The organism is Flavobacterium sp. 5 (assembly GCF_002813295.1).
GTDB lineage: Bacteria > Bacteroidota > Bacteroidia > Flavobacteriales > Flavobacteriaceae > Flavobacterium.
The window spans coordinates 309,194-333,880 of the sequence record NZ_PHUE01000001.1 but is presented as its reverse complement, the minus strand read 5'-3'; the positions used below and the strand labels follow the sequence as shown (position 1 = coordinate 333,880).

The following is a 24,687-nucleotide window of genomic DNA, read 5'->3' as shown; positions in this document are numbered from 1 at the left end:
AAATTAAAAATGAAAAAAATTTTTACTTTGGCTGCGGCCGCAACTTTAGCTTTTACTTCTTGTACCAGTGATGATAATGAAGACAAATCATCAGATTCATTAATTTTGCCTAAGACTGTTAGTTATATTGATGCATATAATTCGGAAGATAATAGTATCGCTACAGTTACTTATAATGGAAATAAGATAGTGCAAATTGTTGATGGGGACAGTAAAACAGAGTATGTGTACACTGATGATTTAATTACAAAAACAATAGATACACATGATAATGGTGATAGCAAGTATACTGACATTATTGAATATACTTATATAGATAATAAATTGGCAACTGAGTTTTCAACATCATCTTCCACTTCTAATTCAATCGTTAATAAATATAAATATAAATATACTTACAACAACGATGGTACTATATTAAGAATAGGATATTATTTTGATACTGATGGAAATGAAATTGAAGGAGGAACAACTCGATTAACTGTTTCCAACGGAAATGTTTTAAAAAGTGAATCTTTGAATGAAGATGAAACTATTGATAGATCAGAGACTCATGAATATGATAATAAAAATAGTTTTTTCAAGAACATATTAGGTTTGGATAAATTGTATGTAAGTGAGGGAGGGGAATATTCTACCAATAATGAAATTAAATTTACATCTTCAGAATATCCTACGGATGATTATACGATTACATATATTTACAATGACAATGGTTTTCCAACTGAAGCAAAAATGTATGATGTTGATGGTGTTTTATGGGGTACAAGAAAATTTACTTATTAGTAAGTAAAACGGTAGTGTAACTATGGTAAATAAAACAGGCTGTTTCTTTTGGAACAGCCTGTTTTGTTTTTGATTTAATTGATTTGCAATTTATGTTCCAAAGATTATTTAGTACACTTTATAGTAATTGCAGATTTTGATTCCTGATGTGGATTACTTCATCAGTTTGTTTCCTTGGTAGTTTAATGAATTTTGTTATGATTTTATTTTTTTAAAATACCTTTTTCAACGCTTTCGTTTATTAGATTTTCTGCATAATTCCAGATTAAACCTGACCCATCTTTTATTGCTTTCTTTTTTTCGTAAACTTTATTGTAAGGCACATCAAATTCTTTCCAGGTTCCTCCATTATTTGAAACGTTTTGAAGCAGTGGCTCAAATCTGTCCATTGTTTTAGCAAATTTTGCTTCATTGGTTTCTCCGCTTTCAAATTCTTCCCAAATTGAAATGAATTCATTGGCTTGTTCTTTGGGTAGCATTCCGAAAATTCGATTTGCAGCTATTCTTTCTTCGTCTGTATTAGAGTGGTTTTTTACAGTATCATAAATAAATGTGTCACCAGCATCAATTTCAACAATATCATGTATCAAAACCATTTTCATCACTTTTAAAATGTCAATTGGGACATCAGAATGTTCTGCTAAAACAATTGTCATCATTGCTAAATGCCAACTATGTTCAGCGTCATTTTCGTTTCTGTCACTATTAAATAGTTTTGTTTTGCGCTGAATATATTTGACTTTGTCTATTTCTTTGATAAAATTAATTTGCTGTAGTAAATTGTCTGTCTGCATTTTTTGTTTATTAAAAGTGTTATCTTGGTATTGCTGCCAACTTTAAATTTTTGATAAAGTTAGGGATTAAAGTTGCGAGTTTTTTTAATTACACACAAATTTTCCAAGTATAAAAACATCTTTAAATTCAGACTAAAACCCGCACAAGCGATAGGGAACTGACGAAGTAATTTTGCCAAATGGCAATAGTTTTTATTTTACAATTATTTTTTTGTTAGTTTTTGGAATTTTTATAATGCTAAATGGTTGAGTTATTACGGAAGTAAAAAATGGAGTTTCAAGAGTTGATATAGAAATAGTATTGTGATTTTCACTCACATTTTCAGTAACGATTTCCCATCCACCACCTTTAATTTCAAGAAAAATAGCAATTATTGTAAATTTATTAAAGTTGATTTCAGTTTCCGTAAAATTATTACTAACATTGTTTACAGAGTTCATTTTAGCAATTAGTTTTTTCCAGTCATTTGTGTTTGTAATTGTTAGATTAGATTGAGAAATTCCTTCCTGGCCATCTCCAAATAATGCTCCTTTTCCAATTTCTGTAAAATTAACTTCTGTTGATTGAATATCGGAGTTGTCATCATTGTTACAACTTATAAAAAGAGCAATAGTTGAAATAAATAGTAAAGTAAAAATTTTGGCTTTCATAATTTATATTTTAGGTTATCTCTTATAGATGAACAAAATACAAAAGGGTTGCGCTAAAATTGTTACCAGCGTTCTGAAACTAGGAGAGTTTAGGGATTTCGAAGCTTAATGTTTTCAGATAAACGAAAATACAATTAAAAATAGTAATTCATTAAAATTTGACAGAACGAATTGTAAATAGGTGTCAACAAATTAATTTAACTGATTTTGTAGCAGTTGGAGTTAAAGGATTTTGACTGAGAGAAAATTTATTTCCTTTAACTCAAGTGCCATAATATGTTTTAACGTTGATAATAAAATACCAAACTGGCTTTTGCAATCGTATTGTTCCATAAATTATAACCAACTATTGCAGGATTTGTGTTGGCATCTAAACCTAATTTTTCGGTTTTGAGTGCATATACTGTAATGATGTATTGGTGTAAACCATTTTTTTCGGGAGGACAAGGTCCGCCATAACCACTAACACCATAATTTGTAACCGATTGAATGGCATTTTTTGGAGCAAGACCCGCTGGTAAATTCCCTGCATTTGTTACCAATTCGTTTGTATTGGCAGGTATATCAAAAACTACCCAATGCCACCAGCCACTTCCTGTTGGGGCATCTGGATCATATACTGTAATGGCAAAGCTTTTTGTGCCTTCGGGTGCATTTGTCCAGGAAAGTTCTGGCGATTGATTGTTTCCAGTACAGCCAAATCCGTTAAATTCTTGGTTTTTGGTACCTTGACCACCAATGTCCTTGCTTGTAAGTGTAAAAGTTTTTTGGGCAAATGTTGTTGTTGCTATTAATAAGCAACCGATAACTAAACTAAATTTTTTCATTATAATTTGATTTATGATTAAATAATTATAATGTAAAAGTAATTTGGCTGTAGCGTTTATTTCTGTTGTAGAAGTTCTAAAAGTGTTGCTAAAAGTTCAAATTAAACAAAATGTTGTTTTGGTGTTTTTCCAAATTTCTTTTTATATGCTTGAATAAAAGAGGAAAGGTTTTCGTAACCAATCTCTTCGTAGACATCGCTCGGGCGAATTTTTTTGTATTCTAATAAAAAGGCAGCATGTTCTAATCTTTTCTCTTGAAACCATTTTATTGGGGTTTCATTATAAATTTTTTTGAACTCTCTTTTGAAAGTAGAAATACTTGTATTGCAAAGAAACGCCAGTTCTTCGATGCTTAGATTTGTAAGTCTGTTATTCTCGACGATATTTGTAAAATGATTTTCGTGAGTACTATAAGCAGTTAAGAAATTGGAAATAAAATCGGTCCCATTTTTATGGATGAGGTATAAAAAAAGTTCATCAAATTTTGTAGACAAAATCTGTTTATTAAATGAGGTGTTTTGGATGTCTAACTGTATTAAACTGTTCACATAAAGGTGGATATATTCATCGTAGTCGAATACAAGAAAAGATTGTGTTGCCGAATTTGGATTTAGTTTAATGTTATTTTTTTTAATAAATTGATATAACATTTCATCATCAAAAAACATCAAGAAACTTCGATAGTGATTGTTTAATGATAAAGTTTCTGTCATCAGGCACTTTCCTGATTTTATCAACAAAAATTGACTGTTATCTATTTTATTCTGTTTTTCATAATGCACTAATTCCTTGCTTCCTTCCATCAAAAAACTAAACACATTTTGTGTCAATGTAATTTGATTTTTTAGGTTCTGAGTATTTGTAGAATAGTCAAATGTGCAAATTTTGTTGTCGGGTTGCTCATTTCCAACAATGTCTTTTGGAAGCAAATATTGTTTCATTTTATGTATTTTACATTAAAGTAGGTTTCGATATTTTTGGATTGCTAGCAACTCGTTTATATTATAATAATTTGTTGTTGTATAGTTCTAAAAGGGTTAGGTGAGTCAAGGTTTATTCTGTATTATTCTTAAATTTCAAATATAGAGATTTAAAATTGCAAACCACTACCTGTATTTTTAGTTTATTTCGGTTGTTTTTGTACTCCGCCCAGTAAAATAGGGGATTAGTTGAAGAAATAATGCCCTGATACGAGCTTCGGACAGCCTGTTGCATGCTTCGGACAGCCTAATACGAGCTTCGGATAGTCTATTACATACTTCGGACAGCCTCCCACAAGCTTCGGAGTTCGTTCGATGATCTTCTAACTGCAACAAACGAGCTTCTGGCTCCTAATTGTGGTCTTCGGAAAGTTTCAAGTTTAATAATTGTATTGTGATGTAATGAAATTAGCTCTTTTGAAAGATAATAGAAAGTAACATCATTCATGGCTTCTTACTTTTACTATAATGTGGCTACTTTAGTTATAATGAGGGAGGGTATGGCATAGAAGTAAAAAAAACAGGATGATAAGGATGAATTATTTAAGATGAGGTTCTATTGTTTCTGTTTTCTGCCAAGGATAGTAACGAAAAGCCCGCAAAGACAGCACCCTTAAAAAACAAAACCCAAAACAGCGACCAACGGAAGCTCGTTTTGGGTTTATGTTTTTTTGGGTGATGGCTGCGGACTTGTAGTGGATAGCCTGTTGGGGCAGCCTAATCTAAATGGCGTTTTTCATCTTTTATTATTAAGGAATTAGTAGTTGTACTAAAAAATTAGTTAAAATATTAATCAATTAGTTTTGCTACTAATTAATTAGTAGTTATATTTGTTGAAAGATTTTTATACTATGATAAAATTAGCCAAACGAGAAGAACAGATTATGCAAGTCTTTTGGGATTTGAATAAAGCCTTTATTAGGGATGTAATTCCATTGTTGCCAGATCCGAAACCGCATTATAATAGTGTGGCGACAATTGTAAAAATTCTTGCAGAAAAAGGATTTCTGAATTATGAAACGACTGGGAATATGCATTGTTTTTTTCCTTTAATCAGCAGGGAAGAGTATCAGCAGTTTGCACTAAAGGATATCGTTAGTCAGTATTTTGATAACTCGTATCCTAGAATGCTAGCTTTTTTTGCAAAAGAGCAAAAGCTTACAGAAAAGGATTTGGACGAGATTGTAAACATCATTAAAAAAGATAAAGTATGATACCTTATATTTTGTACACAGCCCTTGTGCTTTCTGCTTGCCTTTTATTTTATAAGTTGCTTTTGCAGAAGGAAACTTTCTTTCACCTGAATAGGTTTGTTTTGCTTGGTTGCATGATTTTGGCTTTTATTTTGCCTTTGCTTCCAGTTCCTCAACAATTATCATTAAGGAAAGATGCCATAGTAGAGCATATTCCTTTGGCAAAAGCGACTGTTGACAAAATTAAAACCACACAGTTACAATCACCACCCATTCAGGAAGTTTTTGTTGAACAAACAAAACAGACTTTTGATATTGATATGTTGCTGCAATGGCTGGTGTATTTATATTGGTTTGGTGTTGTAATCTTTGCACTTAACTTTTTGATGCAGGCTGTTGTACTATTATATAGAGCGTATTCGATATCGGCAATTCAGGATGGGAAGTTCCGAATTGTCGAAATAACAGGGGATAAGGCTCCGTGTTCATTTGCTAATAATATTTTTATCAATCCCGAAAAATATGAGTGGGAAACGTATAGTCAGATTTTGCAGCATGAAAAAATTCATATTGAGCAAAAGCATACTATCGATCTCTTGCTTGCCGAGGTGGTTCTCGTTTTTCAATGGTTTAATCCTTTTGCCTGGCAATGGCGAAAAGCATTGGAGAGTAATCTTGAATTTTTGACTGATGATAAAATGCTACAGCAGGACACTGTAGAAAAAGAGAATTATCAGTTTAGTCTGCTCAAAGTGGCAGCGCCCCATTTTCCATTGAGTCTTACAACTAATTATAATCAATCATTAATCAAAAAACGAATCATCATGATGAATTCAAAAAAATCAAGTGTGCACACTACATGGAAATATTTTTTCCTGTTGCCTTTATTGGTGTTATTTGCCTGCCTTTTTAATCAACCGGTAGCGCAAGGACAAACTTTAGGAGCAAATGAATCAAAAGAGTCTAAGGAACAATCGAATATTCACGACGGAATGGATACAGAAGGTAGCTGGTTTGCTACTATCAAAGGGAATACAGTTAATGTTCAATTTAGAAACGACGATGAGGATAATAATTCATCAACTACTTTTCAGTTGAGTGAGTTTAATAATCTGCCAAAGGATAAGCAAGGTGAATTTACGTTGACTCGCGAAGCAGGAACCATGAATTTTGTTGGAAAATTTGAAGGCAATAAAGGAATGGGAACTTATAAGTTTACAGCTAGTAAAGATTTCAGTACGGCAATGGCTAAAGAAGGGGTTACAGTTTCTGACGAAAGTGATCTTATGGTTTTCTTTATGGTAAATGTGAAAACTTCGTATGTAATAATGCTAAAGAAAAACGGCTACAAGAATATTGACAAAGATCAATTGATTCCGTTGGCAGCCTTGGATGCTAATGAGGCTTATGTTACTTCTATTAAGCAAGCTGGGATTCCTGATTTTGAATTGGAGGACTTGATTCCTTTCAAATCAATGGGTATCGACAAAGATTTTATCGACGAGATACGCAAGGCTGGCTACAAAGATATTACTGCAGATAATATTATTGCATTAAAATCTCAAGGAATTGATGCAAAATATATTGCTGATTATCATGATGCTATGAAAGGAAATAGTAATGAATCAGCTGATGATATTATTGGATTTAAATCGATGAATATTGATAAGGCATTTATTGATTCTTTTAGAAAATTGGGGTATACTAATCTTTCGAACGATGATCTTATGGCTATGAAATCCTTAAATATTACTCCAGCGTATATAGATGAGTTTGAAAAGGTTGGTTATACAAACATTAAGCCAGACGATTTGTTTGCTTTGAAATCACTAAATATTACTCCAAAATATATCGATGAATTTGGAAAGGTAGGGTATAAAAATATCAATTTTGACGATTTGTTCGCTTTGAAATCACAGAATATAACACCAGATTTAATAGAGCAATACAAAGATCTTGGGTTTGATGACTTGAGTATAGATGACATTATTGGTGCAAAATCATTGGGAGTTACACCTTCTTTTATTAAAGTGATGAAAGAAAAGGGGCATAATTATAAAACGCTTGAAAAGTATATAGAATTTAAAGCTGTTGTTGGAGCTAATTAAAAACGGAACAATAATTTCTTTATCAAGAAGGATTATTAAATCTTAATATAAATTTCGGGTTGTAAGACTAAAATTTAAATAAAATAAAGCCCATTCCTTTCGGTTTGGGCTTTGTTTTGTATTTAATGAGAATGATACAGATCCTTCTCTGTTTTTTTTAAAATAGTATCTTAATATTTTGCTGGTTCTCCTGCTTTAGGCATTGAATGTTTTATGAATTCTCTAATGTCTTCATTTGCAGTTTCTAAATCTTTTTTTCTTAAATACATCATGTGTCCACTGCGATATCCTTTCCAACTCATCCTGTCTTTTAGTTTTCCGCTAGGATCCATTTGCCATAAATTGTATTTTGAATTGAAATAGTCGCAAGCACCATCATAATATCCAGATTGTACCATAACATTTAAATAAGGATTTTGTGCCATAGCCTGACGCAGATTCTCACCAGTTGCATCCCCTGAATTATCCCATGGGTAAACAGAACCAAACATATTGTATTTGAAGTCAGTTTTATAATTCAAATCATTACGAATATACATATTGATTGCGGGAGTGAAAGAATGCAGCCATGAAGTTAATTCGGCATTAAAATCAGGTTCTCCACCAGCATCTTTGCGATCAATTCCTTTATAACGAGAATCGAGTCTTCCTACGGTAAACCCTTTATCACGCAACAATTCTTTCCAGAAATAATTATAAGGCACATCCAGATTATTTTGCATAACTACTTTTTCGGAGATACCAGAATAACGGGCTATCTTAATGGCTATTTCTTTTCTTTTCTGCTCGTCAAGTGAGCCACCTTTACTTAATGATGGAAGGAGTTCATTGATTGTAAAATCTTCTACTTCTGGAAGCATTTCCGTTAAATCTTTATTCTGTAAGTCTGGGCTTAGCATTTTATGATACCACGCTGTAGCTGCAAAATAAGGTAGTTTAAGAGCTCCATCAGCAGCTACTCCGCGCGTTATTCCCAATGTTGTAGGAGAAACTAATATAACTCCATTCAGATACATCCATTGATTATTTTGTAATTGTAGCGCCAGTCCAGAAACACGGGTTGTACCATAACTTTCGCCAATAAGATATTTAGGCGAAGCCCAGCGATTCGTGCGGGTTACAAATCCCCCAATCCAATCGGCTAAGTATTTAATGTCAGCATTTATACCAAAAAACTTAGCTGTTGGTATTTCTTTACTGGTTGCTCTGGAGTAGGCGGTGTTAACTGGATTTACAAAAACAATATCGGCAACATCCAATATAGAATAAGGGTTTTCCTTGATTCCGTATGGCTGTAAAGGATATCCTTCTTCATCTATATTCAATAGGCTAGGACCTGTGTAAGCAATTTGCATCCAAACTGAAGCAGAACCTGGACCGCCATTGAAAGAAATTACCAGTGGACGTGAAGCACGGTCTTTAACATCAGAACGTTCATAATAGGTATAAAATAATCCTGCAATTGCTTTTCCGTCTTCGTCCCATACAGGCATTGTACCTGTCGTCGCTTTATAGGAAACTTTTTGGCCTTTTATAGTGGTAGTATGTTCTGTAATAATATTTTGATCAGGATTAAAAACAAGATTAGCAGCTGAATGTTCTTCTTTTGCATCAGCTTTTGTTTGTTTAGGCTTAGAGTCTGATTCCTGAGCATAAGAGATATTAATAAGCCCAGCTAAGAGTAATAAAAATAATGTTTTTTTCATAGTATGATTTATCTGGTTTAGTATTTAGCAATTATATAGCTACTAAAGTATTATTTTTTAAATTAATATCAAAAATACTCAATAGCATTAATGAAAAATCTCAATTGCTTTTGCATCGTTTTCACAAGAGATTTTGACGTTTTTTGTTTCCATTTTAGCTTTGATTTTTACAATTAAAATAATATAGAAGCATTCAATGAGTTTGAATGGGTTAAGAAATGTATTATTTTAAATCATAATGTATCTTTTTTTATCATATGATGAGGAGTTTTTAAATGCATTTTTAAAGAACTAATCAGTTGGGTGAATAAAAAAACTATACATTACCACAACATCAATATGATTTTAGAATTTTATTTTAAGAAATATTACTATGTTTTGTTTAAAAAATTAAGGTTATAATTGGTTTTTGTGTAATTATAACGTGTTTTTTTTATGTTATTGTTATTGTGTTGAGGTTTTTTACATCGTTGTTTTATTTTTTAGTTGATAGTCCATTGTATTTTTGGATTAACCTAATAATTTAATTATCAAACCAAATAGTAAAAATTATGAAACTAAAATTACCTATTATCTTTTGTAACTATCCTCATTGTTTTTTTTCTACATACCTATTCAAATTTATGATAATCTAATGATTCCTAAAATTTAATTATGCAGTTGGTAATTGCTAATTATAAAATCATGGATCTACTCAAGGATCAAATTATAAAAATGGAATTAGTTACTATGAGTACAATAATTCTAATTATTCTGGTGGTATCTCCATAGCCAAAATTATAATTTACTGAATGATCTTTTGATATTACTTCTATGTTTTTAGAATCGAATGAGATGAAAATCAGATAATTTCTATGTTGACATCGTATTATAAAATCTAATTACATCTGATAAAGTTACTGTTGAATGGTTTTGATCGTTCATTCAATAATAATTCTTAATTCCACTCTAGGCGGAGATTTTTTTGGCTAGTCCTAAAATATTGAAATTTTGTTTCCCAAAACAATGTCGGTAGATTATTGAATGGTATATCAGTATGTTAAATTGTTTTTATAAATGTCTAAAGTCTTTTAATACAATAGGTATTAAGTAATTGTACATATTGGGTTTATGGTTTTAGTTTGGTCAGATTTTTTGCAAGCAATTGCTCTGACTTTAATTTGATAACAATCATTATAATTTATTAATTATGAAAAAAATTACATTAATCATTTTCCTTTTGATTTTTTCATTTGGATATTCGCAAGACCCTTCTGTAGGGCCTGCAAATCCCGTAGCAAGAAATGCATGGGATGTAAAATCACTATATGGTGATATGTATACCAATGAGTCTGGCGTAGCTTTCGCAACCTGGGCAGCAAATATGGTTGGCGATATCACTTTAGATGATGGAAATGTTGTAAAGAAATTTACAAGTTATCTTTATTCAGGTATCCAAGAAGGTACTGGAGATCTTGATGTCTCAGCAATGCCAACATTGCATATTGACCTTTATTCGCCAGGTTTTACAGCATTTTCGCTTAAATTAGAGGATACTAGTGGCCATGCTCGTGAGCTTGATGTTCCAGGTACAAGAATACAAAGTGGTTGGAATTCTTATGATATAGATTTAAGCACCTATGCCTCTGTTGTTGATTTAGCGCATTTAAGATGGATTGTCCCTGTTACTTGGACACCTCCTGGGGAAACTGTTTATATTGATAATGTATATTTCTTCAGACCAGCTACTTCATCTACACCTACGGCACCATCTAATTTAAGTTATGGAGGTACTCAAAGTTTTATAATAAATCAAGCTATTACTGCGGTAATGCCTACGGTTTCTGGAAATCCTGCACCAACTTTTACAATAAATCCGGCTCTACCAGCAGGATTGAGCCTTAATTCTACAACTGGTGTGATTTCAGGAACTCCATCTGCATTGAGTACATCTACAGATTATACAGTAACTGCAACAAATACTGAAGGCTCTACAACTGCAACAGTTAATATTACTGTTGTTGTGGCTCCAATACTTCCGGCTGCTCCAACACCTACAGCTAGAAATTCTGGGGATGTGGTTTCATTGTTTAGTAGTGCTTATACAGATATTCCAGGAACTGACTTTAGACCAGACTGGGGACAATCTACGGGATTGGCTAAACCATTATTTAGTGGAGATGAAGTATTAGAGTATTCTAATCTAAATTATGAAGGAATCGCTCCAGCAACTTCTATTAACGGTTCTACTTTTAATAAAATTCATATTGATATTTGGTCAACAAATGTTGCTTCATTACGATTTGTTCCAATTTCTAACACTCCTTTTGATGATAACAAAGGAATCATTTTAACATTAGTTCCTAATCAATGGAATAGTTTTGATATTGATTTGACTTCGGCTACTTTTGCCGGTTTAGGAATAGCGGATATATTCCAATTTAAGATAGATCAGCCAGCTACTGTTGGAGGTACAATTGATATAGATAATTTCTATTTCTATAGAGAAGCATCTTCAGATACAGCACCTAGCAACTTGAGTTATGGAGGAACAAAAACTTTTATAATTAATCAAGCTATCACTGGGGTAACTCCTACGGTTTCAGGAAGTCCTGTGCCAACATTTGGCATAAATCCAGCTTTACCAGCAGGATTAAATTTTAACTCGGCGACAGGTGAAATTACGGGAACACCAACAGCATTGAGCGTTGCTACAGATTATGTGGTTACTGCAACAAATTCTGTGGGTTCTATAGCCGTTAATGTTAATATAGCAGTTGTTGTGACTCCTGCACTTCCAGTAGTTCCAACACCTCTGGTTAGAAATTCATCAGATGTGAAATCACTATATAGTGATAGTTATGCTAATGAACCAGGAGTGTTTTTTCCAGGTTGGGGAGCAACTACAGAAGCTGATGTCACTTTTGATGATGGAAATGTTGTGAAAAAATATGCAAATCACAATTTGTCAGGTATTCAGGCAGGTACAGGAGATCTTGATGTTTCTGCAATGACAAAAATGCATATTGATGTCTATTCACCAGATTTTACATCATTTAGAGTTAAACTGGAAGAGGTTAGCGGGACCGCTGTTGATTTAGAGGTTCCAGCTGCAAAAGCGCAAGGTGCATGGAATTCTTATGATTTAGATTTAAGTACCTATTCTGGTGTTGATTTAACACATTTAAGATGGGTTGTTCTTTATAGTGATAATGCTTCTTTGTATTTTGACAATGTTTATTTCTATAAAGAATCAGTTTCAAGCGCACCATCTGATTTGACTTATGGAGGTGCTCAAAACTTTACAATTAACCAAGCTATTACTGCGGTAACTCCTACAGTTACAGGAAATCCTGCGCCAACTTTTACTGTAAATCCAACTTTACCAGTAGGATTAAATTTAGATATGACAACTGGTACAATCTCAGGAACTCCAACAGCATTGAGTGCAGCTACAGATTATACAGTTACTGCAACAAATTCTGCTGGTTCTACAACTGCAACACTTAATATTGCTGTTGTTGCAGCTTCTGTTAACCCAGCCGCTCCAACACCTCCAGCTAGAAATTCAGGAGATGTGGTTTCATTATTTTCTGGTGCCTATGCTGATGTTTCAGGAACTGACTTCCGACCAGAATGGGGTCAATCTACAGCATTAACAAGACCATTATTTGGAGGAGATGAGGTATTAGAATATTCTAATTTAAATTACGAAGGAATCGTGCCTTCTGCTCACATTAATGGTTCAAATTTTAATAAAATTCACCTTGATATTTGGTCAGCAGATGTTGCCTCAATACGATTTGTTCCAATTTCTAACACTCCGTTTGATGATAATAAAGGAATCACTTTAACCTTAGTTCCTAACCAATGGAATAGTTTCGATATTGATTTAACTTCGGCTACTTTTGCTGGTTTAGGAATAGCGGATATATACCAATTTAAGATAGATCAACCAGCTACAGTTGGAGGTACAATCGATATAGACAATTTTTATTTTTATAGAGATGCTTCAGTAACACCTATTTCACCATCTGATTTGACTTATGGAAGTGCTAAATCTTTTTTAATTAATGAAGCTATTACTGTAGTAACTCCTACAGTTACAGGAAACCCTGCGCCAACTTTTACTGTAAATCCAACTTTACCAGCAGGATTAAATTTAGACATAACAACTGGTACAATCTCAGGAACACCAACAGCATTGAGCGCAGCTACAGATTATACAGTTACTGTAACAAATTCTGCAGGTTCAACAACAGCGACAGTTAACATTGTAGTTGTTGCAGCTCCGGTTCATCCAGCCGCTCCGACACCTCCGGCTAGAAATTCAGGAGATGTAATTTCATTATTTTCGGGTGCTTATGCTGATGTTTCAGGAACTGACTTCCGACCAGGATGGGGTCAAACTACAGTATTGACAAGACCATTATTTGGAGGAGATGAGGTATTAGAGTATTCTAATTTGAATTACGAAGGAATCGTGCCTTCTGCTCACATTAATGGTTCTAATTTTAATAAAATTCACCTTGATATTTGGTCAGCAGATGTTGCCTCAATACGATTTGTTCCAATTTCTAACACTCCGTTTGATGATAATAAAGGAATCACTTTAACATTAGTTCCTAACCAATGGAATAGTTTTGATATTGATTTGACTTCGGCCACTTTTGCTGGTTTAGGAATAGTGGATATATATCAATTTAAGATAGATCAGCCAGCTATTGTTGGAGGTACAATCGATATAGACAATTTTTATTTTTATAGAGATGCTTTGGTAACACCTATTTCACCATCTGATTTGACTTATGGAGGTGCTAAATCTTATATAGTTAATGAAGCTATTACTGTAGTAACTCCTACAGTTACAGGAAACCCTGCGCCAACTTTTACTGTAAATCCAACTTTACCAGCAGGATTAAATTTAGACATAACAACTGGTACAATCTCAGGAACACCAACAGCATTGAGCGCAACTACAGATTATACAGTTACTGCAACAAATTCTGCAGGTTCAACAACAGCGACAGTTAACATTGTAGTTGTTGCAGCTCCGGTTCATCCAGCCGCTCCGACACCTCCGGCTAGAAATTCAGGAGATGTAATTTCATTATTTTCGGGTGCTTATGCTGATGTTTCAGGAACTGACTTCCGACCAGGATGGGGTCAAACTACAGTATTGACAAGACCATTATTTGGAGGAGATGAGGTATTAGAGTATTCTAATTTGAATTACGAAGGAATCGTGCCTTCTGCTCACATTAATGGTTCTAATTTTAATAAAATTCACCTTGATATTTGGTCAGCAGATGTTGCCTCAATACGATTTGTTCCAATTTCTAACACTCCGTTTGATGATAATAAAGGAATCACTTTAACATTAGTTCCTAACCAATGGAATAGTTTTGATATTGATTTGACTTCGGCCACTTTTGCTGGTTTAGGAATAGCGGATATATACCAATTTAAGATAGATCAGCCAGCTACTGTTGGAGGTACAATCGATATAGATAATTTCTACTTCTATAGATCTGCAACTTCAACTGTTGCTCCTACTTTTGGCGCATTCACTATTCCTCAAAAAATAGTAGGCGATGCTTCTTTTCAAATTGTTTCTCCAATAAGTAATAGCACAGGAGCTTTTACGTATAGTAGTTCTAATGTAGCTGTTGCAACGGTGAGTGGCAATATGATTACTATTGTAGGTGCTGGGGATTCAATTATTACTGCTAATCAAGCAGCAGATGCTAATTATACTGCCGGTAGTACAACTGCTACTTTTTCAGTAAATGCAGCAGTAACGACTGAAGCACCATCCAATTTGAGTTATGGAAGTTCTAAAACTTTTATAATCAATCAAGCTATAAGCACAGTGACACCTACTGTTTCTGGAAACCCTGTACCAACTTTTGAAATAAATCCAACTTTGCCAGAGGGATTAAGTTTTAATACAACAACAGGTGTAATTACGGGAACACCAACAGCATTGAGTTCAGCTACAGATTATACTGTTACTGCTACAAATTCTGCTGGTTCTACAACAGCAATAGTTTCTATTCAAGTTAGCAATGATGGTCATGATTCGGGAGTACTTAAAATTGCACAAGGATTTTCTCCAAACGGAGATTCTATAAACGATTTTTGGATTATTGGAAATATTGAAAGCCATCCTTTTACTAAAGTTAGTGTTTACAACAAAAATGGAGGAGAAGTTTATAATTCATCTAATTATCAAAATGATTGGAATGGAGAATACAAAAACACTGGAAAAATTGTTGCGGCAGGATCTTATTTTTATCAAATTGATTTAAATGGTGATGGTTCAATTGATAATCAAGGGTGGATTTATATCGCCAATTAATTTTTAAATACATAAAATCATGAAAAATATATACTATCTACTAACAATTGGAATATTATTGTTGAGTAGTTCTATAATGGCCCAAAATGCAAATAATTTTGCATTTTATAGAAATCAAATGACTATTATCAATCCCGCTTATGCAGGGGTTGATAATCAAACGGTTGCTGCTTTATCTTTTAGGACGCAGTGGACTGGTATTGAGGATTCTCCACGATCGCAAGCTGGTTTTCTTGCGACTCCTATTGCTAAAAATTTAGGTTTTGGAGTTTCTGTATTTAATGAAAAAACATTCGTTGAAAAACAAACTTCAATTGCAATCGATTTATCGTATTTGGTAAAATTAAATGAAGAAACCAATTTGTATTTTGGTATTAAAGCAGGTGGTAATTCTTTTGTAGTAAATACTTCAGGTTTAGAACTTTATTCGGTTGGAGTAGATCCTGCCTTTGGTTCTGTAAAAAGTTCTTTTACACCAAATGTTGGAGTTGGTGCTTTACTAAAGAATGAAAAATACTTTTTGTCAATTTCTGCGCCAAAACTTATCTCATTCAAAGATGTTAAAAATGTGGATGGATATGCATTGGTTAGTACCAATAGACCTCAGTTATATGCTAGTGCGGGTTATGATTTTAACTTAAATCCTTCTGGAACCTTAATTTTAAAACCTTCTTTTATGGCTAGATTTATAACTGCTGCACCAGTTTCAGTTGATATAAATACTATGCTGTCAATAAATGATATTTTCGAAGTTGGTGGATTGTATAGAACTACTGGAGCAGTTGCAGCAATGGCAAGTGTTACTGTTAGTAAAAAGCTTTGTATTGGTTTTGCTTATGAAATTACTACAAAAGCAGAATTGGCAAGTGCTAAGAACACAAATGAGTTTTTATTACAATATAAATTTTAATTTTTTTTATAATCCTTGTATTTTAAAAAGACGCTCATATTTTGAGCGTCTTTTTTGTTTATTATGAATTTAAAATTTATATAATAATGCTTATGGGATCTGTTGCTAATGCCCATTATTAATAAACTCTGAAGGTGACATCGCAAAACTTTTTTGGAAATTTCTACTGAAACTAGATTGTGACTTGTATCCTACTATTTCCGAAATTTCATAAACTTTGTATTTGCCTGAAAGCAATAACTCTGCTGCTTTTTTCAAACGGGCATTATTAATGAGTTCGTTCGGACTAAGATTAGATATATCTTTTATTTTACGATATAAAGTAGAGCGGCTCATGTGTAAAATATCAGCTAGTGATTCGACACTTAGATTTGTATCGGTCATATTCTGATTTATAATTTCATCTAGTTTTTTAATAAAATCTTCGTCGGTTTTATTATACGCAATGGTTTTTAAATGCGATAAAGGGGAACTCGCATAATACTCCATAACATGGCGTCTATTGGATAATAAATTATCTATTTGAGCCAAAATAAAGTCCATCGAAAAGGGTTTAGAAATGTAGGCATCTGCACCTGATTCCAATCCTTGAATTCGAGATTGTATTGCACTCAAGGCTGTTAATAAAATTACAGGAATATGACTCGATTCAATATTTGATTTTATACGATCACATAATTCGATACCATCCATAATTGGCATCGTAATATCGCTAATAACAATATGTATGCTTTGGTTATGAATTACTTTTAAAGCCTCTTCACCGTTAGTAGCTTTAAAAACTTTATACTCTTTGCCAAGTTCTTTGCTTATAAAATTAAGCAACTCCAAATTATCCTCAACAACAAGTATTTGTGTTTTAATTTCTTTCGTTATAATCTCATTTTCAAATTCTTCATTACTATCTTTTATCTCAGTTTCCGTAGTATCTTTATACAGATGGAATTCACTTTGCTGACGTAAAGGTAATTGTAAAACAAAAGTATTCATGTTTTCATCCAAGAATCGCAATTTTAAGGTTCCATTATGCAATTCTGTGAGTGAGTGAGCAAGTGATAAACCGATCCCTGTTCCAGTTTGATTTTCGGTACCCAATATTCTAAAGAAAGGTTCGAAAATTTTACTTTTAAGGCCTTTTGGAATTAAATTCCCATCATTTTTTACAATAAATTCCAAAGAGCTTTCATCTCTGAATAAAGTAATAATCACTTCTTTTTTTGCATATTTTAAAGCATTACTAATTAAATTAGTTAGAATTTTTCTAATAGCCTCTTCATCAACAAAAGCATAAATATCTTTTTCACCCAATTCTAGTTCGAGATGGATGTTTTTTTCTTCTATTAAAGGTGTAAATTGAGAATGTAATTGTCGAACCAAAAGGGATATGTTTGTTTCGACAAAAGTCAACTTTAATCCCTCCATTTCTGTCTTTCTAAAATCAAGTAATTCATTAACCAAATTTAATAAGCGAGAAGTATTTTTTTCCATGATTGATAAATTCTGAGGAATTTCTGGAGAATCATATGTTCGCTTTAATAAACTTTCTAAAGGACTTTTTATTAACGTTAAAGGAGTTCGAATTTCATGTGCCACATTTGTGAAAAATTCAATTTTTGCATTATATATTTCTTTCTCTTTCTCGTTATTAAGATTTGCTATTTTTTGGTTATTTTCCTTAATATTCATATTATGATACCTGCGTAAAAGCAAATAAACACATCCTGTAATTAGTAAAATATAACAAAAAAACGCATAACTGCTTGCCCAAAATGGAGGCCAAACTATAATTTCAATAACAGCTTCTTTACTCCAAATTCCATTAGTACTTAATGATTTTACTCTAAATTTATAGTCGCCAGATGGAAGCTCAGTAAAAAATACTTTATTGTTTTTATTTAAATAAACCCAGTCGTCGTTGATACCATCCAATTTATACCAATATTCTGTAAGTTCTGGTGCTGTATAGCTTAACGAAGCAAAATCAATATTAAAATTAGATTGGTCACTTTTTAAAGTGATTTTTTTGATATACGAAATAGATTCGTCTAGTGGAGAGTTTTCAGCATTTACTACTACATCTTGATTATTTATTTGGAGTCCAGTAATAAATATTGGAGCATTGTATTTATTTGCATTAAAATTTTTGGGATTAAAACTAATCATACCATTAAGATTACCAAAATACATATCACCATTGGAATCCTTAAAAGCTGAATTGTAATTGAATTGATCACTCAGTAATCCGTTTGCTGTAGTGAAAATTTTAACTGACTTTGTTTTAGGATTAAATTTGACTAATCCTTTTGAAGTAGTAATAAATAAATCCTGTTTTGGATCTTGCAAAATAGAATAAATTACATTGCTGGGAAATCCATCCTTAGTAGTATATTTTTTGAATTCTTTATTTCGGATATCAAATAAATTTAAACCATTTTCGGTCGCTATCCACAGATTATTTTGTTGATCTTGAAAAATTGAAGTTATAAAATCATTACTTATACTTTTATCATTTTTATAATCATGTTTGTAAACTACTTTTTCTTTAGTTTTAGGATTGTAATAAAATAATCCATCACGATAGGAACCAGCCCAAAAATTACCATAACTATCTTTAAACATGCAGGTATAATGGGTAATTTGCGAAAAATCATCACAAATTTTAAAATTATCATTTTTATCATCATATAAATAGATCCCAAGAGAGGTTACTACATATAATTTCTTTTCAGGGGTTTCATAAAACGTAACAATAAAATCACTTTTTAAGTTACTAGAAGTATGATCATAATGTTTAACCACTTTTCCGGTATTAGCATCCAAAATATCCAAACCGTGCTCAAAAGTTCCTATCCAAATTTTATTTCCCCTTGGTAAAACGGCATGAATATTATAAAAAGAAAGTCCTGATTTTGTTCCATTGGGTTGAAAACTAGTAAATTTCTTTGTTTGTAGATTAAATTTATTAATTCCAGCATCTTCTGTACCGATCCAAAGATTTCCTTGATTGTCCTTGTGTATTTCACGAACAGCACTTCCTACGATTGCATTTTCGCCTTTTCGGGGAAAGTATTTTTTAAATTGATCGTATTGTTTTTGATGATAATTTACTCCCCCAAAATAGGTTCCAATCCATACACCATTTTCTTTATCAATTGTAATACAATAAGCTGCATTATCTGAAATAGCGTAAGGATCACTTGGGCTTTTACGCAAATTTTTGATGGTTTTATCTTTTAAATTATAAATGTAGACACCGGATTCGCTGGCAATCCATAATTCATTTCTATTGTTTTTAAATTGTCGGACAAAAATTGGTTTTTCGGCACCATTAATAAAAGGCTCAGTTTTTTTATTGGAAACATCATACTTATAAACACCATGATCCCGTGTGCCAATTAAAATCGAATTAGTATCTAATGCATAAATTGCTGAAATTGAAAAGGTATTATTAGGTAACTGTACACTAATTTTATCAAAGCTTTGAGTTGCTTCAGAATAACGATATAAATCATCATAAGATGATGCCCAGATTACTCCATTTTTATCGCAGGTAATAGAAGTGGCATAAAAAGAATTTCGACCATTAAACATGGTGGTCTCTTTTGTGTCAACATTATATTTGACCATTGTTCCGATAGAAATAAACCATAAATTACCTTTCAAATCATTATCAATATCATTGATGCGATTGTTAATGGCTTCATTCAAAAAAGTAAATTTTTCTAACTTTTTATCATACGAGTACAATCCTTTATCTGTTCCGACCCAAATATAATTTTTGAATTCATGTAGCGATTGAATATAGCTTATTCCTAAAGATGTTTTAGGGTTTGATCCACTTCGAAATGTTTTGAAATGATACCCATCAAAACGATTCAAACCATCTTTCGTACCAAACCATAAAAAACCATCTTTGTCTTGAATTGATGCCAAAACTGAATTGTTTGACATACCATTTTCTACCTTATAATGTTTGAAATAGTATTGCTGACTAAAAATTGTAGTAGACAAAAACAAAAGACAAACCAATGTGACTATTTTGAAAATTCTTTGCATGTTAATGTTTATTAATTTTTTTATAAAAATAACCTCTCCTCTTGTGTCATATGCATTCATTTTGACTCACATCATATTTTACAAGTTTTTTATAGAGGATTTGAACCATTTTAACACAATTGTGAGACAAAATGAGATTAAAATTATGTCATCAATATCCTATTTTGGTCAAAAATTAAATTGATGTTTTTTAGGCATATAAATTATCGTATTAATAAAAAATGACTAAAATATTTTAACAGGTCTGAAAATAAACATCTTTAGAGCAGTTGCAATATTACTTATATTTTGACTAATACAAAATGAAATACTAAAAAGTTATTTTATTTAAATCGTTCGAGCTAAAGCTAGAAAAAATCAAAATTATCAAAATTATCAAATAACCTATGACTACAATACTTATGAAAAAATGAAGCTTTGACTACACGAAAAATAAATTATTATTGGACAGTTTTGATTAAAAAAGTATCTAAAGATTTGTGATTTTTGAAACTGTTCAGCATGTCTTTACAATAGTAATTCCCATAATTTAATTGTCAATATATTTTATAATGAAAAATAAAAATAAATTAATAGCTATTGCTTTATTTTCGATGCTAACAATTAGCTGTAATAAAAGCAAAAATGAAGTTAAAACGGAGCAAACCCCAACAGAAACTTCTGCTACAGAAAGAACAATCTGGTCCAAAGAGAAGGCTAACGAATGGTATGCAGAACAACCATGGTTAGTTGGAGCTAATTTTACACCTGGTAATGCTATTAACCAACTAGAAATGTGGCAAGCAGATACTTTTGATCCTAAAAAAATCGATCAAGAATTAGGTTGGGCAGAAGGTATAGGAATGAATGTGATGCGTGTTTATCTTCATGATTTATTGCATAAAGATGATGCTGAAGGGTTTTATAAAAGAATGGATGAGTATTTGACAATCGCAGATAAACACAATATCAAAACATTATTCGTTTTATTTGATTCTTGTTGGGATCCGTTTCCTGTATCTGGAAAACAAAGAGTTCCTCAGCCATTTGTACATAATTCTGGCTGGGTACAGTCACCAGGACAAAAAGCACTTTTGGATGAAACACAAACTCCACGCTTGGAAAAATATATTAAAGAAACGGTTGCGCATTTTAAAAATGACAAACGTATTTTAGGTTGGGATGTTTGGAATGAGCCCGATAACATGAACAGACCTGCTTATGAAAAAGTAGAAGTTGTGAACAAAGAAGAGCTGGTTTACAAACTCCTAGAAAAAGCTTTCAAATGGGCACGCTCAAGTAATCCTTCTCAACCTTTAACTTCAGGAGTTTGGGCTGGAGATTGGTCTGAAAAAGGAATGAAACCTATTTTTAGATTACAATTGGAACAATCAGATGTTATTTCTTTCCACTGTTATGATAAGCCTGCTGATTTTACAAATAGAATAAATGAGCTAAAACGCTACGGAAAACCATTATTATGTACTGAATATATGGCTAGACCAAACGGTAGCACATTTGAAGGTTTTCTGCCAATCGGTAAGGAAAACAAAATTGCTATGATCAATTGGGGATTAGTAGATGGGAAAACACAAACTAAATTTCCTTGGGATAGTTGGACAAAAAAATATACATCAGCACCTCCGGTATGGTTTCATGAAGTATTTAATTCAGATGGAACACCATATAAAAAATCAGAAACTGATTTTATTAAAAAAATTACATCCAAAGTAAATGCTAAATAAAAGACAATGTACTATTTGTGCAACAAAAAACAGAATGCTTTTTTCATAATAACTGTGGTTAGTTGTTTATGTGTTCAAAATTATCGGGATAACTTGTCCCGATAATTTGATTTTAAGTTAAGCAAAATCTGTTTTTCAGCATTGGGTTACATACAAACGATTGAAATAAATTTAATCCATTAACTAATTGGGTGATGAAATGAGTATGCCTCAAAAAGGTGACAAAAAATAATAAATATCTAAAATATGAAAATAAAAAATTCCATACTAAAACAAACATTATTACTGATTCTATTTTGTATCGGAAACAATACTATATCTGCACAACAAACATTTGCGAATCCTATTTTAGATTATGGTCCCGACCCTTATAGTACTTATTATAATGGATATTACTATTATACACATACTATGCAAAACAAATTAGTTCTTTGGAAAACTAAAAATTTAGCAGATTTAAAAAATGCCGAAAAAAAAGTCATTTGGACTGCTCCAAAAAACACTGATTATTCTGCCGAAGTTTGGGCTCCTGAGTTTCATTTTATTAATAACAAGTGGTACGTTTATTTTGCAGCAGATAATGGTTCTAATGATACACACAGAATGTATGTTTTAGAAAATGATTCTAAAAACCCAATGAAAGGTGAATGGGTTTTTAAAGGAAAAATCGCCCCACGAACCGATAAATGGGCTATTGATGGCAATATTTTTACGTATAAGGAACAATTGTACATGATTTGGTCAGGTTGGGAAGGTGATTCCAATGGGCAACAAAATATTTATATAGCCAAAATGAAATCTCCAACTCAAATTGATGGTGACAGAGTTTTAATCTCTAAACCAACAAATACTTGGGAATTGTATGGCGCACTGCATGATGACAAAAATCCAGCACAAGTAAATGTAAACGAAGGGCCTCAATTTCTATCGCATAATGACAAAGTGTTTATTGTATTTTCAGCAAGTGGTTGTTGGACTGATAATTATAGTTTAGGATTGCTCACTTTTACGGGAACTGATAATTTATTAGATTCTTCGGCATGGGCAAAATCAGATAAACCAATTCTGGAACAATCAAATAAAACGAAAGTCTATGCTCCGGGGCATAATTCATTCTTTAAATCACCAAATGGTAAAGAAGATTGGATTTTGTACCATGCAAATTCAAATCCTGGAGATGGATGTGGTGTAAAAAGATCTCCTAGAATGCAACAGTTAAAATGGGATGAAATGGGTAATCCTGTTATTGGTGAGCCAGCTGCTTCAGGAGTTCCTTTGACTATTCCTTCTATGTAATAAATTGTAATCTAAATATTCAAAAATGAAAAATGCACAATTAATGACCATTCTTTTTTTAGGATTGTTGCTTCAGACTTCTTGTGAAAAGAAAGAAAAAGATAATGTCAAAGTATCTAATAAACCTCTAAGCGAAAATATAAACATGCAACCAACAGTTCTTGATTCAAATAATTTTATAGGAGAAATCGAAGGAAAAAAAGTGGAGCTATATTGGATAAAAAATGAAAATATTCAAGCCGCTTTTACCAATTATGGAGGTCGATTGATTAGTTTATTGGTTAAAAATAAAAACAACGAATTTGTTGACGTAGTAGTCGGTTTTAAGAGTATTAAAGACTATCAAAACTCAACTGAGCCTTATTTTGGAGCTACTATTGGACGTGTAGGTAATCGAATTGCTAAAGGAAAATTTAATTTGAATGGAAAAAATTATAGTATTCCAGTTAATAACGGTGAAAATGCTTTGCATGGAGGAACAAAAGGATACCAAGATGTTGTTTGGAATGCAGAAAAAATAAATGATAAAACTTTAGTTTTTACTTATGTTTCTCCTGATATGGAAATGGGGTTTCCCGGAAATTTAAAAGTAAAAGTTACATATAGTGTGACTACTGATAACCAAGTAAGAATGGAATATGAAGCAACAACAGATAAAACAACAATAGTAAACTTAACCAATCATGCTTTTTTTAATTTAAATGGAGAAGGAAGTGGCACTATCTTAAATCATATTGTACAATTCAATGCTAAAGAATACACACCTGTTGATAAAGGTTTAATTCCGACAGGTAAGATTGAAACAGTTATTGGTACACCATTTGATTTTACTACGCCTCACACTATTGGAGAACGCATCAAAACGAATAATATTCAATTAGAAAATGGTGGTGGATACGACCATAATTTTGTTTTAAAAAATGAAAAAGTTAATGGTTTGATTCATGTTGGATCAGTTACAGGAGACATATCTGGTGTTGTAATGAATGTTTTTACAGAAGAGCCAGGTTTTCAATTTTATAGCGGCAATTTTATGCAAGGAAAAAACACATTCAAATCTGGCTCAAAAGATGATTATAGAACAGCCTTTGCATTAGAAACGCAGCATTTTCCTGATGCTCCAAATCAACCTAATTTTCCATCAATTAATTTAGAACCAAAAGCAGTCTATCATACTGTTTCTGTTTATAAATTTTCAAAATAATTATGGGTGTGTTTAGTTCTCTGAGCACACCTATGTTTTTTTAAGTGACTTTGTTTTTTATATAATATTTTGTAAAATCAAATTGATTTGTTTTATTTACTAAATCGTTTTA

At 32.2% G+C, this 24,687-nt stretch carries 15 protein-coding genes; 8 read left to right on the top strand and 7 right to left on the bottom strand.

Annotation, left to right across the window (positions count from 1 at the left end):
* Positions 1-9 precede the first annotated feature (9 nt).
* Complete coding sequence (locus CLU82_RS01155) at positions 10-786, top strand: hypothetical protein (RefSeq protein ID WP_100841358.1); 777 nt, start codon at positions 10-12, stop codon at positions 784-786.
* Between the two features lie 203 nt (positions 787-989).
* On the opposite strand, the gene CLU82_RS01150 is transcribed toward CLU82_RS01155, so the two are convergent.
* The 5 genes from CLU82_RS01150 to CLU82_RS20655 all read right to left on the bottom strand — a co-directional run bounded on the left by CLU82_RS01150 (position 990) and on the right by CLU82_RS20655 (position 4,486).
* Positions 990-1,580 (bottom strand): HD family hydrolase, encoded by a 591-nt coding sequence (locus CLU82_RS01150; RefSeq protein ID WP_100841357.1) that lies wholly within the window; start codon positions 1,578-1,580, stop codon positions 990-992.
* Positions 1,581-1,772: 192 nt separating this feature from the next.
* On the bottom strand, positions 1,773-2,231 hold the full coding sequence (locus CLU82_RS01145; protein WP_100841356.1) for a protease complex subunit PrcB family protein: 459 nt from the start codon (positions 2,229-2,231) through the stop codon (positions 1,773-1,775).
* A 281-nt stretch (positions 2,232-2,512) separates the two neighbouring features.
* Entirely contained in the window at positions 2,513-3,058 is a 546-nt protein-coding gene (locus tag CLU82_RS01140) for a YbhB/YbcL family Raf kinase inhibitor-like protein (RefSeq protein ID WP_100841355.1), read from the bottom strand.
* Between the two features lie 101 nt (positions 3,059-3,159).
* Positions 3,160-3,999, bottom strand: coding sequence for an AraC family transcriptional regulator (locus CLU82_RS01135; protein ID WP_100841354.1), 840 nt, complete (start codon positions 3,997-3,999; stop codon positions 3,160-3,162).
* A gap of 310 nt (positions 4,000-4,309) precedes the next feature.
* Positions 4,310-4,486, bottom strand: coding sequence for a hypothetical protein (locus CLU82_RS20655; RefSeq protein WP_157813292.1), 177 nt, complete (start codon positions 4,484-4,486; stop codon positions 4,310-4,312).
* A 403-nt stretch (positions 4,487-4,889) separates the two neighbouring features.
* Between CLU82_RS20655 and CLU82_RS01130 the strand changes: the two genes are divergently transcribed.
* Both CLU82_RS01130 and CLU82_RS01125 read left to right on the top strand, forming a co-directional pair.
* Entirely contained in the window at positions 4,890-5,252 is a 363-nt protein-coding gene (locus CLU82_RS01130) for a BlaI/MecI/CopY family transcriptional regulator (RefSeq protein ID WP_100841353.1), read from the top strand.
* On the top strand, positions 5,249-7,339 hold the full coding sequence (locus CLU82_RS01125) for a M56 family metallopeptidase (RefSeq protein WP_100841352.1): 2,091 nt from the start codon (positions 5,249-5,251) through the stop codon (positions 7,337-7,339). Before CLU82_RS01130 ends, CLU82_RS01125 begins: the two co-directional genes overlap by 4 nt.
* A gap of 170 nt (positions 7,340-7,509) precedes the next feature.
* Here CLU82_RS01125 and CLU82_RS01120 read toward each other — a convergent pair whose 3' ends face one another.
* Positions 7,510-9,045, bottom strand: coding sequence for a S10 family peptidase (locus CLU82_RS01120; protein WP_100841351.1), 1,536 nt, complete (start codon positions 9,043-9,045; stop codon positions 7,510-7,512).
* Between the two features lie 1,189 nt (positions 9,046-10,234).
* On the opposite strand from CLU82_RS01120, the gene CLU82_RS01115 reads away from it, so the two are divergent.
* Both CLU82_RS01115 and CLU82_RS01110 read left to right on the top strand, forming a co-directional pair.
* A complete protein-coding gene (locus tag CLU82_RS01115; protein ID WP_100841350.1) occupies positions 10,235-15,385 on the top strand; it encodes a putative Ig domain-containing protein in 5,151 nt (1,716 codons plus the stop codon).
* A 19-nt stretch (positions 15,386-15,404) separates the two neighbouring features.
* Entirely contained in the window at positions 15,405-16,295 is an 891-nt protein-coding gene (locus CLU82_RS01110; RefSeq protein ID WP_100841349.1) for a type IX secretion system membrane protein PorP/SprF, read from the top strand.
* Between the two features lie 105 nt (positions 16,296-16,400).
* Here the strand turns inward: CLU82_RS01110 and CLU82_RS01105 are convergent, their stop codons facing one another.
* Positions 16,401-20,351 carry a hybrid sensor histidine kinase/response regulator transcription factor gene (locus tag CLU82_RS01105; protein ID WP_100844891.1) on the bottom strand — a complete coding sequence of 1,317 codons (3,951 nt, stop codon included), beginning with the start codon at positions 20,349-20,351 and terminating at the stop codon, positions 16,401-16,403.
* Positions 20,352-20,902: 551 nt separating this feature from the next.
* On the opposite strand from CLU82_RS01105, the gene CLU82_RS01100 reads away from it, so the two are divergent.
* The 3 genes from CLU82_RS01100 (at position 20,903) to CLU82_RS01090 (ending at position 24,575) form a co-directional block, all read left to right on the top strand.
* Entirely contained in the window at positions 20,903-22,075 is a 1,173-nt protein-coding gene (locus CLU82_RS01100) for a cellulase family glycosylhydrolase (RefSeq protein WP_100841348.1), read from the top strand.
* Positions 22,076-22,321: 246 nt separating this feature from the next.
* Positions 22,322-23,371: a family 43 glycosylhydrolase gene (locus tag CLU82_RS01095; RefSeq protein WP_100841347.1), complete on the top strand. Its 1,050-nt coding sequence runs from the start codon at positions 22,322-22,324 to the stop codon at positions 23,369-23,371.
* 25 nt (positions 23,372-23,396) lie between these two features.
* Complete coding sequence (locus CLU82_RS01090) at positions 23,397-24,575, top strand: aldose epimerase family protein (RefSeq protein ID WP_100841346.1); 1,179 nt, start codon at positions 23,397-23,399, stop codon at positions 24,573-24,575.
* Positions 24,576-24,687: the final 112 nt, after the last annotated feature.

What these genes read in the sequence shown, in the direction of transcription:
- CLU82_RS01150 (WP_100841357.1), bottom strand. Translation starts at nt 1,580, where the DNA reads ATGCAGACAGACAATTTACTACAGCAAATTAATTTTATCAAAGAAATA.
- CLU82_RS01120 (WP_100841351.1), bottom strand. Translation starts at nt 9,045, where the DNA reads ATGAAAAAAACATTATTTTTATTACTCTTAGCTGGGCTTATTAATATC.
- CLU82_RS01095 (WP_100841347.1), top strand. Translation starts at nt 22,322, where the DNA reads ATGAAAATAAAAAATTCCATACTAAAACAAACATTATTACTGATTCTA.
- CLU82_RS01125 (WP_100841352.1), top strand. Translation starts at nt 5,249, where the DNA reads ATGATACCTTATATTTTGTACACAGCCCTTGTGCTTTCTGCTTGCCTT.
- CLU82_RS01110 (WP_100841349.1), top strand. Translation starts at nt 15,405, where the DNA reads ATGAAAAATATATACTATCTACTAACAATTGGAATATTATTGTTGAGT.
- CLU82_RS01155 (WP_100841358.1), top strand. Translation starts at nt 10, where the DNA reads ATGAAAAAAATTTTTACTTTGGCTGCGGCCGCAACTTTAGCTTTTACT.
- CLU82_RS01145 (WP_100841356.1), bottom strand. Translation starts at nt 2,231, where the DNA reads ATGAAAGCCAAAATTTTTACTTTACTATTTATTTCAACTATTGCTCTT.
- CLU82_RS01115 (WP_100841350.1), top strand. Translation starts at nt 10,235, where the DNA reads ATGAAAAAAATTACATTAATCATTTTCCTTTTGATTTTTTCATTTGGA.
- CLU82_RS01130 (WP_100841353.1), top strand. Translation starts at nt 4,890, where the DNA reads ATGATAAAATTAGCCAAACGAGAAGAACAGATTATGCAAGTCTTTTGG.
- CLU82_RS20655 (WP_157813292.1), bottom strand. Translation starts at nt 4,486, where the DNA reads ATGAATGATGTTACTTTCTATTATCTTTCAAAAGAGCTAATTTCATTA.
- CLU82_RS01090 (WP_100841346.1), top strand. Translation starts at nt 23,397, where the DNA reads ATGAAAAATGCACAATTAATGACCATTCTTTTTTTAGGATTGTTGCTT.
- CLU82_RS01140 (WP_100841355.1), bottom strand. Translation starts at nt 3,058, where the DNA reads ATGAAAAAATTTAGTTTAGTTATCGGTTGCTTATTAATAGCAACAACA.
- CLU82_RS01105 (WP_100844891.1), bottom strand. Translation starts at nt 20,351, where the DNA reads ATGCAAAGAATTTTCAAAATAGTCACATTGGTTTGTCTTTTGTTTTTG.
- CLU82_RS01100 (WP_100841348.1), top strand. Translation starts at nt 20,903, where the DNA reads ATGAAAAATAAAAATAAATTAATAGCTATTGCTTTATTTTCGATGCTA.
- CLU82_RS01135 (WP_100841354.1), bottom strand. Translation starts at nt 3,999, where the DNA reads ATGAAACAATATTTGCTTCCAAAAGACATTGTTGGAAATGAGCAACCC.